This window comes from Azoarcus sp. TTM-91, from assembly GCF_012911025.1.
Taxonomy (GTDB): Bacteria; Pseudomonadota; Gammaproteobacteria; order Burkholderiales; family Rhodocyclaceae; genus Azoarcus.
Genome location: NZ_WUEI01000111.1, coordinates 1 through 14,454 on the forward strand (window position 1 = coordinate 1; position 14,454 = coordinate 14,454).

Annotated in this window: 12 protein-coding genes; 9 read left to right on the forward strand and 3 right to left on the reverse strand. The window is 70.4% G+C overall.

Annotated elements, in window-relative coordinates:
• Positions 1 to 96: 96 nt before the first annotated feature.
• The 5 genes from glnE to GRF61_RS20085 all read left to right on the forward strand — a co-directional run bounded on the left by glnE (position 97) and on the right by GRF61_RS20085 (position 9,225).
• A complete protein-coding gene (gene glnE, locus GRF61_RS20065; RefSeq protein WP_169152399.1) occupies positions 97 to 2,766 on the forward strand; it encodes a bifunctional [glutamate--ammonia ligase]-adenylyl-L-tyrosine phosphorylase/[glutamate--ammonia-ligase] adenylyltransferase in 2,670 nt (889 codons plus the stop codon).
• A 270-nt stretch (positions 2,767 to 3,036) separates the two neighbouring features.
• Positions 3,037 to 4,596, forward strand: a complete 1,560-nt coding sequence (locus GRF61_RS20070; protein ID WP_169152400.1) for a CYTH and CHAD domain-containing protein — start codon at positions 3,037 to 3,039, stop codon at positions 4,594 to 4,596.
• 71 nt (positions 4,597 to 4,667) lie between these two features.
• Positions 4,668 to 5,120 carry a histidine phosphatase family protein gene (locus tag GRF61_RS20075; protein ID WP_169152401.1) on the forward strand — a complete coding sequence of 151 codons (453 nt, stop codon included), beginning with the start codon at positions 4,668 to 4,670 and terminating at the stop codon, positions 5,118 to 5,120.
• Between the two features lie 329 nt (positions 5,121 to 5,449).
• Positions 5,450 to 6,376, forward strand: a complete 927-nt coding sequence (locus tag GRF61_RS20080) for a hypothetical protein (protein WP_169152402.1) — start codon at positions 5,450 to 5,452, stop codon at positions 6,374 to 6,376.
• Positions 6,377 to 6,426: 50 nt separating this feature from the next.
• Complete coding sequence (locus GRF61_RS20085) at positions 6,427 to 9,225, forward strand: GGDEF and EAL domain-containing protein (RefSeq protein ID WP_169152403.1); 2,799 nt, start codon at positions 6,427 to 6,429, stop codon at positions 9,223 to 9,225.
• Here GRF61_RS20085 and mnmA read toward each other — a convergent pair.
• The 3 genes from mnmA to GRF61_RS20100 are packed head-to-tail and all read right to left on the reverse strand — an operon-like array spanning position 9,215 to position 11,506.
• Positions 9,215 to 10,312, reverse strand: coding sequence for a tRNA 2-thiouridine(34) synthase MnmA (mnmA, locus tag GRF61_RS20090; RefSeq protein WP_169152410.1), 1,098 nt, complete (start codon positions 10,310 to 10,312; stop codon positions 9,215 to 9,217). The genes GRF61_RS20085 and mnmA overlap by 11 nt on opposite strands.
• 16 nt (positions 10,313 to 10,328) lie before the next feature.
• On the reverse strand, positions 10,329 to 11,048 hold the full coding sequence (locus GRF61_RS20095; protein WP_169152404.1) for a hypothetical protein: 720 nt from the start codon (positions 11,046 to 11,048) through the stop codon (positions 10,329 to 10,331).
• 2 nt (positions 11,049 to 11,050) lie between these two features.
• The gene (locus tag GRF61_RS20100; RefSeq protein WP_169152405.1) at positions 11,051 to 11,506 is read right to left on the reverse strand and encodes an NUDIX hydrolase; all 456 of its coding nucleotides are present in this window, start codon (positions 11,504 to 11,506) and stop codon (positions 11,051 to 11,053) included.
• A gap of 153 nt (positions 11,507 to 11,659) precedes the next feature.
• Here GRF61_RS20100 and GRF61_RS20105 point away from each other — a divergent pair, with 153 nt between their 5' ends.
• From GRF61_RS20105 to GRF61_RS20120, 4 genes are all read left to right on the forward strand, one after another.
• On the forward strand, positions 11,660 to 12,580 hold the full coding sequence (locus GRF61_RS20105; protein ID WP_169152406.1) for a branched-chain amino acid transaminase: 921 nt from the start codon (positions 11,660 to 11,662) through the stop codon (positions 12,578 to 12,580).
• A gap of 13 nt (positions 12,581 to 12,593) precedes the next feature.
• Complete coding sequence (locus tag GRF61_RS20110; RefSeq protein WP_169152407.1) at positions 12,594 to 12,794, forward strand: zinc-finger domain-containing protein; 201 nt, start codon at positions 12,594 to 12,596, stop codon at positions 12,792 to 12,794.
• Positions 12,795 to 12,905: 111 nt separating this feature from the next.
• Positions 12,906 to 13,337: a nuclear transport factor 2 family protein gene (locus GRF61_RS20115; protein WP_169152408.1), complete on the forward strand. Its 432-nt coding sequence runs from the start codon at positions 12,906 to 12,908 to the stop codon at positions 13,335 to 13,337.
• 87 nt (positions 13,338 to 13,424) lie between these two features.
• Positions 13,425 to 14,396, forward strand: a complete 972-nt coding sequence (locus tag GRF61_RS20120) for a hydrolase (protein WP_169152409.1) — start codon at positions 13,425 to 13,427, stop codon at positions 14,394 to 14,396.
• Positions 14,397 to 14,454: the final 58 nt, after the last annotated feature.

Here is a 14,454-nt window from a genome sequence, read left to right on the forward strand (position 1 = left end):
CCTCTCGCCCGCCGCTTTCCCACGCAGCCGGCCCCTCCGGGCGGCGCGGTATCATCCGGCATTGCTCACGACCAGCCGCGCCCAAGCCGCCACGCCATGCCCGACACCACACCCGATTTTTCCAACGCCGCCGGCCTGTCCCGCTTCCTCTCCCGCATGCTGGAGAGCCGCCCCTGGCTGGCCGCCGAGCTGGCGCGCAGCACCGGCGCGCCGCTGGACGCGGATGCGATGCGCGCCTTCATCGCCGCCCGCGGCGCGGACGAAGCCGCGCTGCGCGCCACCCTGCGCCAGCTGCGCACCTGGGTGCTGTGCCACCTGGCGGTGCGCGACCTGGACGGCCGCGCGCCGCTGGCGGAAGTCACCGAGACGATGACGGTGCTGGCCGAAGTCGCCATCCGCCACGCCCACGACGTGCTGCGCGACGCGCTGCTGCAGCGCTACGGCGCGCCGCTGTCGCCCACCGGCTGGGAGCAGGAGTTGCTCATCATCGGCATGGGCAAGCTGGGCGGGCGGGAGCTCAACGTTTCCTCCGACATCGACCTGATCTTCATCTACCCGGAAGACGGCGACACCGGCGGCAAGAAGGTCATCAGCAACTTCGAGTTCTTCGAGAAGCTGGGCAAGCAGATCATCCAGGCACTGGCCGAGGTCACCGAGCACGGCCAGGTCTTCCGGGTGGACATGCGGCTGCGCCCGAATGGCGACTCCGGCCCGCTGGTGGGCAGCTTCGACATGCTGGAAAACTACTTCATCACCCAGGGCCGGGAGTGGGAGCGCTACGCCTGGATCAAGGCGCGGGTGCTCACCGGCGAGCGCTGGCGCGAGCTGGAACAGATCGCCCGCCCCTTCGTCTTCCGCAAGTACCTGGACTTCGGCGCCATCAACGCCATGCGCGAGCTGCATGCGCAGATCCGCCGCGAGGTGAGCCGCCGCGACCGCGCCGACAACGTCAAGCTCGGCCCCGGCGGCATCCGCGAAATCGAGTTCATCGCCCAGGTGTTCCAGCTCATCCGCGGCGGCCGCGACAGCGGCCTGCAGATCCGCCCCACGCTGCAGGTGCTCGCCCGCCTGGCCGAGCGCGGCATCCTCGGCGCCGACACGGTGCAGCAGCTGGACGCCGCCTACGACTTCCTGCGCCGGCTGGAGCACCGCCTGCAGTTCCTCGACGACGCCCAGACCCACGACCTGCCCGCCGGCGACGACGACCGCGCCCTCATCGCCCGCGCCATGGGCTACGCCACGCCGGAGGCGATGCTGGCCGAACTCGGCCGCCACCGCGCCGCCGTCAGCACCCATTTCGACGCGGTGTTCGGCGACCCCAGCGAGGAGGACCACAGCCTGGACGCGCTGTGGGCCGCCGCCGACGACCCCGCCCAGGCCGCCGAAACCCTGGGCGAACTCGGCTACGCCGACCCGGCCGCCGCCGCCGCCCGCCTGGCCGCCATCCACACCGGCTCGCGCTACCGCCAGCTGCCGCAGCACATCAAGAGCCGGCTGGACGCGCTGATGCCGCGGGTGATTGAAACCGCCGCCGCCAGCCGCCATGCGGACGACACCCTCGCCCGCTGCCTGGACCTGATCGAGTCCATCGCCGGCCGCGGCGCCTACCTCGCGCTGCTGCAGCAGTACCCGCAGGCGCTGAAGCGGGTGGCCGACCTCGTCGGCGCATCGCGCTGGGGCTCGCAATACCTGGTGCGCCACCCCATCCTGCTCGACGAGCTGCTGGACGACCGCAACCTCGAAGCCGCGCCGGACTGGCCCGCCTTCCGCGCCAGCCTCGCTGCCGAGCTGGACGCCATCGAGCCGGACATGGAGCGCCAGCTCGACCTCATGCGCGAGCAGCACCACGCCCAGGTATTCCGCCTGCTCACCCAGGACATCGCCGGCCTGCTCACGGTGGAAAAGCTGGCCGACCACCTCTCCGAGCTGGCCGACATCATGGTCGCGCTGACCCTGCCGCTGTGCTGGCGCAAGATCAAGATCCGCCACCGCGAAGCGCCCCAGTTCGCCGCCATCGCCTATGGCAAGCTGGGCGGCAAGGAGCTGGGCTACGCCTCCGACCTCGACCTCGTCTTCCTCTACCAGGACGACAGCCCCGAAGCCGCCGAGGTCTATTCCCGCCTCGCCCAGCGCACCAACACCTGGCTCTCCAGCCAGACCGCCGCCGGCATCCTGTTCGAGACCGACCTGCGGCTGCGTCCCAACGGCGACTCCGGCCTCATTGCCTGCTCGCTGGAAGCCTTCCGCCAGTACCAGCTGGAATCCGCCTGGGTGTGGGAACACCAGGCCCTCACCCGCGCCCGCTTTTCCGCTGGCGACCCGGCGCTGGGCGAGGCCTTCGAGCGCATCCGCGGCGAAGTGCTGCGCCTGCCGCGCGAGCGCGACGCGCTGCGCGCCGAAGTGCTGGCGATGCGCCACAAGATGCGCGACGCCCATGCCGGCAAGAGTCCGCTGTTCGACCTCAAGCACGACACCGGCGGGCTGGTGGACGTCGAATTCCTCATCCAGTACCTGGTGCTGGGCTACGCCCACGACCACCCGCGGCTCACCGCCAACCTCGGCAACATCTCCCTGCTGCGCCTCTCCGCCGAGCTGGGGTTGATCCCCGCCGGGCTGGCCACCGCCTGCGGCGACAGCTACCGCCAGCTGCGCCGCCTGCAGCACCGCCAGCGCCTGAACGGCCTGGCCTCGCGGGTGGAGGCGGACGAAGTCGCCGTCGTGCGCGAGCCGGTCATCGCCCTGTGGCGGCAGGTGTTCGGCGAGTAAGCTGAAGCGGCGCCGGCGGGCACGCCCGCTGCCTTCGAAGCTGCCGGGCGGCCTCCACGGCCGCCGCGATCGAGGCGCCGGCGCCCGCCCGGGCGGGTGAGCAAGACGCCGCCCGGGCGCCCCGACTAGAATGGGGCTATCCCGCAGCGGCGTCCGGCGCCGCCCGCCACCCGGCTGCCCGCCGCCCTGCCAGGGCGCCTTTGGCGCCCGGGGCCCGCCCCGAAGCCGGTCCGTTTTCTCCTCCTTTCCCCGCGCCACAGAAGAAAACCAATGAGCCAGGAAATCGAACTCAAGCTCTCTCTGCCGCAACGCGCCCTGCCCGCGCTGCGCCGCCACCCCCTGTTCGCCAACGCCGAGCGCGTCGGCAAGGCGCAGACGCTGGACAACGTCTATTTCGACACCCCTGGCCTGGCGCTCAAGGCGCGCAAGGTGGCCCTGCGCACCCGCAAGGAAGGCCGGCGCTGGCTGCAGACGGTGAAATGCGCCGCCCTTTCCACCGGCGGCCTCACCCAGCGGCCGGAGTGGGAGCAGCCCTACGGCGGCAATTTCGACTTCGGCGCCATCGACAACCCGGACGTGGTCCGCCTGCTCGAAAACCATCGCGACGCGCTGGTGCCGGTGCTGAGCACCCGCTTCCGCCGCGACACCCGCGCCTGCGCGCCGCGCGAAGGCGTGCGCATCCTGCTGATGCTGGACACCGGCACCATTGAGGCCGGCGGCCGCAGCGCCCCCATCTGCGAGCTCGAACTGGAGCTGGTGGCCGGCGACCCGCTGGATCTGCTGGAACTTGCCCGCGACCTGGCGCGGGACCTGCCGCTGATGCCGGCCGACCTGTCCAAGGCCGAGCGCGGCTACCGCCTGTTTCACGACCAGGCGCCGGCCGCGGTGCGCGCCGAGCCTTCCCGGCTGGAAGCCCGCCAGGGCGTCATCGCCGCCTTCCGCGACCTCGCCCACGGCTGCCTGCGCCAATGGCAAGCCAACGCCGCGGCGGCGGCCGCCCTCGCCGCCCATCCCGCCGGAGATGAAAGCGGGGCCGCCGAAGCAACCGACACCGCCTGCGCCGAGTGCATCCACCAACTGCGCATCGCCCTGCGCCGGCTGCGCTCCCTGCTGCGGCTGTTCGCCCCGGCGCTGCCGGCGGAATTCACCGACGCCTGGAACGAACGCCTGGCCGAACTGGCCGACCGCTACGGCGACGCCCGCGACATCGACGTGCTCTACGCCGACTTCCTCGCCCCGCTGCAGGACACCGCCGGCGCGGACGAGCTCGGCGGCGAGGAGTTGCCCGCCTTGCTGGCCCTCGCCGACCGCCGGCGCAAGCAGGCACGGGCCGCCGCCATCGAACATGTGGCCGACGCCGACCAGGGCCTGGCCATGCTGGAGTTCAGCATCGCCCTGCTGCGCCTGCCCGAAGGCGCCCTGCTGGACGCGGTGGCCCTCAAGGCCTTCGCCCGCCTGCGCCTCGCCCGCCTGCGCAAGAAGGCCCGGCGGCGCTACCAGGCCGCCGGCGCGCTCACCCCGGCCCAGCTGCACAAGCTGCGCATCGCCCTCAAGCGCCTGCGCTACGGCACCGAGTTCTTCGCCCCGCTGTTCGCTACCGGGCGCACCAAGCGCTATCTGGATGCGCTCAACCGCGCGCAAGACACCCTGGGTTTCCTGCACGACATGGAAGCCGCCCGCGCCCGCCTGCAGCAATGGGCCGGCGAGGACGCCGCCCTGCAGCGCGCCGCCGCCTTCGCCCTCGGCTGGCAAGGTGCGCGCTACACCCGCCGTCGCCGCCGGGCGCTGGGCGAAGTCGAAACCCTGCTCTGGGGAAAAACGCCATGGTGAAAAGCCCGGCCGTCACACCGCTGCAATCCGCGGAGGCCACACTGCCGCCCCTCTCCTTCACGGAAGACCGCATGGACCTGATTCTCTGGCGCCACGCCGAAGCGGTGGATGGCACCCCCGACCACGCCCGCGAACTCACCGAACGCGGCCTCAAGCAGGCGCGCCGTGTCGCCGCCTGGCTGGAAGAACGCCGCCCCAAGCGGCTGCGCATCCTCTGCAGCCCCACGGTGCGGACCCGCCAGACCGCGAGCGCCTTCAGCGAGGACTTCGAGATCGTGCCGGCGCTGGCGCCCGACCAGGGCGTGGCCGAGCTGCTGGCCGCCGCCGGCTGGCCGGACGCCTCCGGCGCGGTGCTCATCGTCGGCCACCAGCCCGCCCTCGGCCGCCTCGCCTCGCTGCTGCTGGCCGGCCACGAAGCCGAGTGGACGATCAAGAAAGGCGGCCTGTGGTGGTTCTCCAACCGCGTCCGCGACGGGGAAACCCAGACCGTGTTGCGCGCCAGCATCACCGCCGAGCTGGCGTGAGCACCAGGCCGGTGCGCGTCCGCTCCTGGCTCAGACTTAGGATATAGCCCCTCATTCCCGCCGCGACATAGGCGCCACCAAACCTCCGTGGCGCAGTCTTTTCCCCTCTTTTTCGCCGCAGATCGCGCCCGCACGGACCTTCTCCGTCCCGGCCGCCACGCCCTGCGGGCGGCTTCGCCTCCCTACCGGGCGGCCGGAGCTTTCCGACGAACGGCCGGTTTTTTACGTGAGCCACGCCACATCGTGGTGCAAAAGCCCCTTCTTTTGCACTGCACAACAGGCGTATCCTTTGCCGCCCGTGTATTCGCTTTTCGGCAATGAACGCTGCCATGAATGCATCTATACCCAACGGTACGACAGAGACCATAGACGGCGTTGAACGCGTCTTCTATGACGGCTACTGGATCAAAGCCTACGACCCGCCGGCGGACTCGCTGCAGGCCAAGAAAACGCTGATCCAGGCCCTCACCCGACGCCTGTTCAACCACGTCGAGCACGGCATCAACATCCCTGGCAAACGCCTGGGCGATGCCCGCCGCGCTTACGAGAGCGAAACCGACCCGGCACGCAAGCGCGTGAAGGGCGCGATGCTGGCCGGCGCCATGTTCAACCGCGCCACCGACATCTTCACCAAGCTGGTGGAGTTGCAGGAGCTGGGCGTGGAGATCGACATGGACAACGCCCTGATGCGCGAATGCGGCGTCTGCCTGCAGGAGGCGCTCCACCTGGGCCGCATGGTGCTGCATCGCAGCGGCGAGGAAGGCATCGACGAGTTGTGGGGCGAGCCCTTCCGCGCCTTCTCCATTCCGGTGGAAGCCTTCTACGAGAGCCGCTACATCAAGATCGCCCAGACCCTGCGCGACATCGACCGCGTCGGCGCCATCATGACCGCCACCTTCGCCGGCAACCGCCCCTTCCAGGGCGTGACCGAGGTGGTCGAGCGCTTCGTCGGCGCCGCCAAGGTCAAGTGCGAGACCTTGCGCACCGACTCCATGGTGTTCGACGTGTGGGCGGACTTCGTCGTCGCCTCCGAGGAACTCAGCGCCTTCCTGCCGCAGCTGTCCTGTCCGCCCTGCGCCTCGGAGCAACAGGAGGTGGCCGACGGTCACCGCCTGATCCTGCAGGGCCGCGACCTCGTCACCTACATCACCCGCGCCCGCACCCCCATGCCCAAGAGCACCGCCGAGTACTTCGAGCGCTGCGAGCACTACGCCGCCCGCGTGCGCCAGAATCACGCCGCCAGCTGCCGCAGCTGAAACGCCAGCGCACCAGCCGCGCCGCGACCCGACAGGAGCGTCCGCCCCCCATGTGCGCGTCTCGAACGCACGCCGCCACCATCCCGCCGTCGCTGCCGCTGGCCCGGGCCGCCGAGCTGCTGCGCACGGCCACCGCGGTGCTGCGGGTGGAGAGCGCGGCCGGCAGACTGCTGGGGGAGCTCTACGCCAGCGATCTCGTCGCCGCCTGTGCCCGCCAGCTCCCGCATGACACCCCGGCCGCCCTGCTGCTGGACGAAGGCGCCACGGCCGCCCTGGAACGCCTCGCCGCCGGCGAACGCCGCCTGCTGGCCGGGATCGCCGCCGGCGCATCCAGCCTGAGCGCCCTGGCCGGCGCCATCGCCGCGCTGGCGGAACACTGCCTGCCGGAAGCCCGCGCCGCCCTGTTCTCGGCAAACGAGGGCGAACTCGCCACACTCGCCGCCCCCTCGCTCGGCGCGGACGAAACCGCCGCGCTGGCCGCCGCCGGCGCGCCCTGTGCCCTAGCCGCCAGCGGCCAGGCGGCGAGCTCCCCCTGGCCGGCCGCGGCACGGCTGGCGAACGCGGAGGAGCCGCAGCGCTGCCATGCCTGGCCGATACAGGATGACGCAGGCCGCTGCCTGGGCGTGCTCGCCCTGCTCCTGCCATCCGCCCGCGCCGACGAGGCGGACGGCGCGCTGCTCGCCACCGTATCCGGGGCGCTGCTCGGGCTGTTGCGGCCCGGCTTCTCGCAGCTGCACACCCGCCGCGCGCTGGAGGCCAGCCAGGGGCAGTTGCGCGCGCTGGTGGATGCGATCCCGGACCTGATCTTCTTCAAGGACGCCGAAGGCATCTACCGCGGCTGCAACAGCGCCTTCAGCCGGGTGGCGCGCAGGCCGGCGGCGGAAATCATCGGCAGCAACGATGCCGCCCTGTTCGGCGCCGAGACCGCCCGCGGCTACCGCAGCCACGACCACTCCACCATGCAGGGCCGCCATGTGGTCGTCGAGGAACAATGCGTCTGCGATGCCGACGGCCAGCCAGTGGCCTACGAAACCATCAAGGCGCCGGTGGTGGACGCCGATGGCCGGGTGCTCGGCATCGTCGGCGTCGCCCGCGACGTCCAGTACCGCCGGGAGGCGGAAACCCAGCTGCGGCTGGCGGCCAGCGTGTTCGCCAACAGCCACGACGGCATCCTCATCGTGGACAAGGACGGCACGGTGCTGGACGTTAACCGCGCCTTCACCACCCTCACCGGCTTCGAAGCCGGGGCGGTGCTCGGCAAGCCGGCCCGGCCGCTGATGCTGCCGGTGGGCGACCCGGCCGAGTACGCTGAAATGATCGCCGCGGTACAGACCACCGGCGCCTGGCAGGGCGAGCTCAGCGCCCGCCACCGCAACGGCGAGGCCTGCCTGCGGCAGATCTCGGTGAGCGCGGTGCGCGGCCCGCAGGGCGAGCCGACCCACTACGTCACCGTGTTCTCCGACGTCACCGCGCTCAAGGAGAGCCAGCAGCGGCTGGAACAGCTCGCCCATTACGACCCGCTCACCCGCCTGCCCAACCGCACCCTGCTGCACAGCCGGCTGGACCGCCTGCTCGCCAGCGCCCGCGCGGAAGGCAGCATGGCGGTGGTCGGCTACCTGGACCTGGACGGCTTCAAGCCGATCAACGACAAGCACGGCCACCATGTGGGCGACCGCCTGCTGGTACAGATCGCCGACCGCCTGGCCGCCGCGGTGCGCGATGGCGACACCGTCGCCCGGCTGGGCGGCGACGAATTCATCCTGCTGCTCACCGGCCTGGGGTCGGCGGAAGACGTGGAACAGCTGCTCGCCCGCATCCTGAGGGCGGTTGCCGAGCCGGTGCACGTCGGCGAGCTCACCCTGCACGTCAGCGCCAGCCTGGGCGCCACCATCTTCCCGGACGACGATGCCCCGCCCGATATCCTGCTGCGCCACGCCGACCAGGCGATGTACCGCGCCAAGCAGCTGGGCCGCTCCACCTACCACCTGTTCGACGCCGCCCAGGACCAGCTCGCCCAGGCCAACCAGGCGCTGTACAAGCGCATTGCCGCCGCGCTGGAAGAACAGGAGCTGTGCCTGCATTACCAGCCCAAGGTGGGGCTGCGGGATGGCCGGGTGGTGGGCGTGGAGGCGCTGATCCGCTGGCAGCATCCAGTCGAAGGCTTGCTCGGTCCGGCCCATTTCCTGCCGGCCACCGAAGGCACCGAGCTGAGCGAGGCGATAGACCGCTGGGTGGTGGAAAGCGCGCTGGCGCAGATGGCGGCCTGGCGGCGCCAGGGGCTGGAAATGGCGGTGAGCGTTAACGTCTCCGCCCGCACGCTGCAGCAGCCGGAACTGCCGGACTGGCTGGGCGAATGCCTGGGGCAGCATCCACAACTCGCCGCCAGCGCGCTGACCCTGGAAGTGCTGGAGAGCGCCGCGCTGGCGGACATCGCCATCGTTAGCGCCAACATTGCCCGCTGCGCCGCCCACGGCGTGGGCTTCGCGCTGGACGACTTCGGCACCGGCTACTCCTCGCTCACCTATCTGCGCCGGCTGCCCGCCAAGGTGCTGAAGATAGACCGCTCCTTCGTCGCCGGCATGCTCGGCAACCCAGAGGATCTGGCCATCGTCGAGGGGGTGCTGGGCCTGGCCGGCGCCTTCGACCGCTCGGTGATCGCCGAAGGCGTGGAAACCCCGGCACAGGGCCGCGCCCTGCTCGCGCTGGGCTGCGATACGGTGCAGGGCTTCGGCATCGCCCGGCCGATGCCGGCGGCGGCCGTGCCCGCCTGGGTGGCGGGCTTCGTCCTCGGCCCGGAGTGGCGGCCCGGCTGGCGCAGCACCGCTGCCGAGGCCGAACTCAGGCGATGATGCCGCCGCCCAGGCAGACGCGGGATTCGTAGACCACCACGCTCTGCCCCGGCGTGAGCGCCCACTGCGGCTGGGCGAAGGCGATCTCGGCACGGCCGCCGGCCACGCTGTCGATCTCGCAGGGCATGTCCGGCGTGCGGTAGCGCGGCTTGGCGGTGTACACCCAGTGGGTGTGCGGAGCGCGGCCGGCGATCCAGTTCAGCTCGGTGGCCACCAGCCGCTCCTTCAGCAGCGCCGGATGGTCGTGGCCCTGCACCACGTAGAGCACGTTGGCCTTCACATCCTTCTGCGCCACGTACCAGGCGTCGTGCTCGCCGGCCTCGTCCTGGTTGCCCTTGATGCCTCCGATGTGCAGCCCCTTGCGCTGGCCTATGGTGTGGTACATCAGGCCCTGGTGCTCGCCCAGCACCCGGCCGTCGTCCAGGCCGCGGATCTCGCCCGGCTGGGTCGGCAGGTAGCGCATCAGGAATTCGCGGAAAGGGCGCTCGCCGATGAAGCAGATGCCGGTGGAGTCCTTTTTGCCGGCCACGTGCAGGCCGGCATCGGCGGCAATGCGGCGCACCTCGCGCTTGTACAGCGAACCCAGCGGGAACAGCGTCTTTGCCAGCTGTTCCTGGTTGAGGCGGTAGAGGAAGTAGCTCTGGTCCTTGGTGCCGTCTTCCGCCTTCAGCAGCTGGAATTCGGTACGGCCGTCGTTGTTCCATTCGCGCACCTGGGCGTAGTGGCCGGTGGCGATGCGCTCGGCGCCCAGCTGCATGGCGTGGTCGAGGAAGCAGCGGAACTTGATCTCGGAATTACAGAGGATGTCCGGGTTGGGCGTGCGGCCGGCCTCGTACTCGGCGAGGAAGTCGGCGAATACCCTGTCCTTGTATTCCTTGCTGAAGTTCACCACTTCCAGGTCGACGCCGATGACGTCGCACACCGAGGCGACGTCCACCAGGTCCTGGCGGGTGGAACAGTATTCGGAATCGTCGTCGTCCTCCCAGTTCTTCATGAACAGGCCGGTCACCTGGTAGCCCTGGCGCTTGAGCAGCAGGGCGGTGACGGCGGAGTCGACGCCGCCGGACATGCCGACGACAACCTTCATCCCGGCGGGATCGTTCTTACTGGACATTCGGTCCTTCTCCATCAAGCCAATCGGCCAACGGCAACACCACCGCCGGCTCGCCGTTGTCGACGAACCAGCTGTCGACCGCGAAGCGGGCGCCCGGCTGGCCGGCGGGCGGCGCCTCCTCCTGCACGGCAGCGGATGCCGCCGCAGCCGGCCGCAGGTCCTGCAGCACTTCGGCGCAGTCGCACTGCGCCAGCATCACCGCCATGTAGTCCGGCACCGGCATGGGCTCCGGTTCCGGGGCCAACGCCACGGCTTCGTGCGGCGGCGCGTCGACCTCTTCTATCACCGCGGAAAAATGCTGGAACAGCACCCGGCTGCGGCGGGCCGGCGCCTCCACCCGGTGGAAGCGCAGCCAGCCGCGCTCTTCCAGCAGGTGCAGCAAGCGGGTGGTGGAGGTGGAGTGGTCTATGCAGTCCATCCGCCCTTCCACGCCCTGGTCGGCGAAATTGCCGCCGCGATCCGCCCGCACCGGGGTCTGCTCGCCGGCGATGCGGTAGAAATCGCCGATCACATGGGCGATGGCATCGCGCTCGCCCGCCGCGTCGTGCGCCAGCGCCAGGGTGTCGCTCGCCCGCGCCAGCCGCGCCGGGTCTATCACCACCAGCCCTTCGCTGGCACAGCCGTAGTTGTAGCACACGGAAGTGACCGCGCCCTGGGCATGCGCCAGGCCCGCCAGAGCCGCCAGCAGAAACAGGATGAGGCCGCGCATCCTCAGGCGGCGTAGTGACGCAGCAGCTCCAGGCCGTAGCGCCGGCCGGCCAGCCAGTCGTCCACGCACTGCAGGATCAGCGGACTGCGGTGGCGCGCCTGGCTGGCGCGCAGTTCGTCCGCGCTCATCCATACCGCGCGCACGATGCCCTCGTCCAGCGCCCGCCCGGCCACCAGCTCTCCCACCGCGCCGCCGAAGGCGAAGCGCAGGTAGGTGATGTCGCCCTGGGGCCGCGGCCACTGGTAGATGCCCACCAGGTATTCCGGCACGAAGCGGTGAGCGGTTTCCTCCAGCGTCTCGCGCACGGCGGCCTCGATCAGGGACTCGCCCTCCTCCAGGTGGCCGGCGGGCTGGTTGAAGCGCAGACCGTCGGCGGTCTCCTCTTCAACCATCAGGAAGCGGCCCTCGCGTTCGATCACTGCGGCAACGGTGACATTCGGTTTCCAGCTACGGTCCATGGAGCAGGCGGCCTGGGGCAAAGGGCGGCATTTTACTCTCTCCCGCCACCGCGCGCCGACGCCGCGGCGCCCGCTTTGCGCTAGAATTCCGCGATTCAGCCCGGGGCCGCCGGGCCGGCGTCAACAACTTTCACCTGGTGGAGAACCCCAATCATGTCCATGGCTGACCGCGACGGTTTCATCTGGTACGACGGCAAACTCGTACCGTGGCGCGATGCAACCACCCACGTCCTCACCCACTCGCTGCACTACGGCCTGGCCGTATTCGAGGGCGTACGCGCGTACAAGACCGACAAGGGCACCGCGATCTTCCGCCTGGCCGAGCACACCCAGCGTCTGCTCAACTCCGGCAAGATCTACATGATGGACATTCCCTACACCAAGGAAGTCCTGATGGAAGCGCAGAAGGAAGTAGTGCGCGCCAACAAGCTGGAATCCTGCTACCTGCGTCCGATCGCCTTCTACGGCTCGGAGAAGATGGGCATCTCCACCCGCGGCTCCACGGTGCATGTCGCCGTCGCCGCCTGGCCGTGGGGCGCCTACCTGGGCGAGGAAGGCCTGGAGAAAGGCATCCGCATCAAGACTTCCTCCTTCGCCCGCCAGCATGTGAACGTCACCATGCCGCGCGCCAAGCTCGCCAGCACCTACGCCAACTCCATCCTGGCCAACCTGGAAGCCACCCAGGACGGCTACGACGAAGCGCTGCTGCTGGACACCCAGGGTTTCGTCGCCGAAGGTGCCGGCGAGAACCTGTTCGTGATCAAGGATGGCGTGATCTACGAACCGGAAATCGCCTCCGCCCTCACCGGCATCACCCGCGACACCGTGATCCGCCTGGCCGCCGAACTCGGCTACACCGTGCAGTCGCGCCGCCTGACCCGCGACGACATCTACATCGCCGACGAAGCCTTCTTCACCGGCACCGCCGCCGAAGTCACCCCGATCCGCGAGCTGGACAATCGCACCATCGGCGCCGGCCGCCGCGGTCCGATCACCGCCAAGATCCAGGCGCGCTTCTTCGACGTCGTCGGCGGCAAGGCGGCGGAATACGAACCCTGGCTTTCCTACGTCTGAGAGGATGTCCGTCATGGCTGACAACACCGACAAGGCCCAGCCCATCGCCGTTACCGCCCATGACCTGCCGCTGCACTGCCCGCAACCGGGCGCGCCGCTGTGGGCCCGCCACCCGCGCGTCTTCCTGGACGTGCAGAAGGAAGGCAAGGCGGTCTGTCCCTACTGCAGTGCCCAGTACGTGTTCTCCGGCGAACGCCCCAGCGGGCATCACTGAGCACACGATCCGTCGCGGCCCGGCCTGGCCGGCCCGCGACGCCTGCAGGGGCAGCCGCGCGATGAGCCGCCGGCCGCCCTGGTCTCCCCGTTTCCCTCCGCCGTTCCGCCTGTGAGCAAGCCCATCTTCACCTCGGCAGCCGACGTCGAGGCCGCCTTCTACGATGCTCTCTCCCGCTCCGACCTCGAAGCCATGATGGCGGTCTGGTCGGAGGACGAAGACGTGGTCTGCGTGCATCCCGACGGTCCGCGCGACGTCGGTCTCGCCGCAGTGCGCGAATCCTGGCGCCTGGCCTTCGCCAGCGGCCAGCGCCGCAACATCCGCACGGCGCACCACGTGGTGAGCGCCAACATGCTGCTGACGGTGCACAACGTGGTCGAGCACATGACCGCCGCCGGCGAAGAAGAGCTGGGCATCCCGGTGGTCGCCACCAATGTCTATGCCCGCGGCGCCCAGGGCTGGCGCATGGTGATGCACCACGCCTCCACCACGCCGGACATCAATCAGCTGGCTGCCCAGCTGACGCCCCACGTCGTCCACTAGCCGACCGCGGCCGGACCGCCCGTGCGCCCTGCCGCAAGCCCACCCTCGCAGCCCGCCCCGCTTCCGGTGGCACACAAAGATCCGGCCATGCCCGCGGCCGGCGACTATCGCGCGCCCTGGTGGCTGCCCGGCCCGCACCTGCAGACCATCTGGCCGCTGACCCGCAAGGGCATCGCCCCGCCCTACCGGCGCGAGCGCTGGAACACGCCGGACGGCGACTTCATCGACCTCGACTGGCTGGACGGCCCGGCAGACGCCCCGCTGGTCGTACTGTTCCACGGCCTCGAAGGCTCCAGCCAGTCCCACTACGCCATCGGCCTGATGCGCGCGCTGGCCGCCCAAGGCTGGCGCGGCGTGATCCCGCATTTCCGCGGCTGCTCTGGCGAACCCAACCGGCTGGCCCGCGCCTACCATTCCGGCGACAGCGAGGAAATCGACTGGATACTGCGGCGCCTGCACCTGAGCGCCAGCGGCGCACCGCTGCATGCAGCCGGCGTCTCCCTGGGCGGCAATGCGCTGCTGAAATGGCTGGGCGAGCGGGAGCACGCCGCGTCAAACCTGCTCGCCAGCGCCGCCGCCATTTGCCCGCCGCTGGACCTCGCCATCTCCGGCCGCCATCTCGCCACCGGCTTCAACCGCGTCTATACCCGGCACTTCCTCGCCACGCTGAAGCTCAAGGCACAGGCCAAGCTGGCCGCCGCACCGGAACTGTTCGACGCCGCCCGCCTGCGCCGCGCAGCCACCCTGTTCGACTTCGACGACATCTACACCGGCCCGGTGCATGGCTTCGCCGGCGCCGACGACTACTGGCTGCGCGCCTCCAGCAAACCCTGGCTGCGGGCAGTGCGCCTGCCAACATTGCTGCTGCTCGCCGCCAACGACCCCTTCGTACCACCGGCCGCCCAGCCAGAGGCCACCGACCTGTCGTCCGCCATCCACTTCGAACGCCCGGCAAGCGGTGGCCACGTCGGCTTCCTCGCCGCGCCCTGGCCGGGCGACACCGGCTGGCTGCCGCGCCGCCTGCTCGCCTATTTCAAAGCCCGCCAGGACACGATTTGACAAGCTTAGCCCCGCTGCCGCCGGAGGCGCTCTGCCATAATGGCGGCCTCCCCCGAAC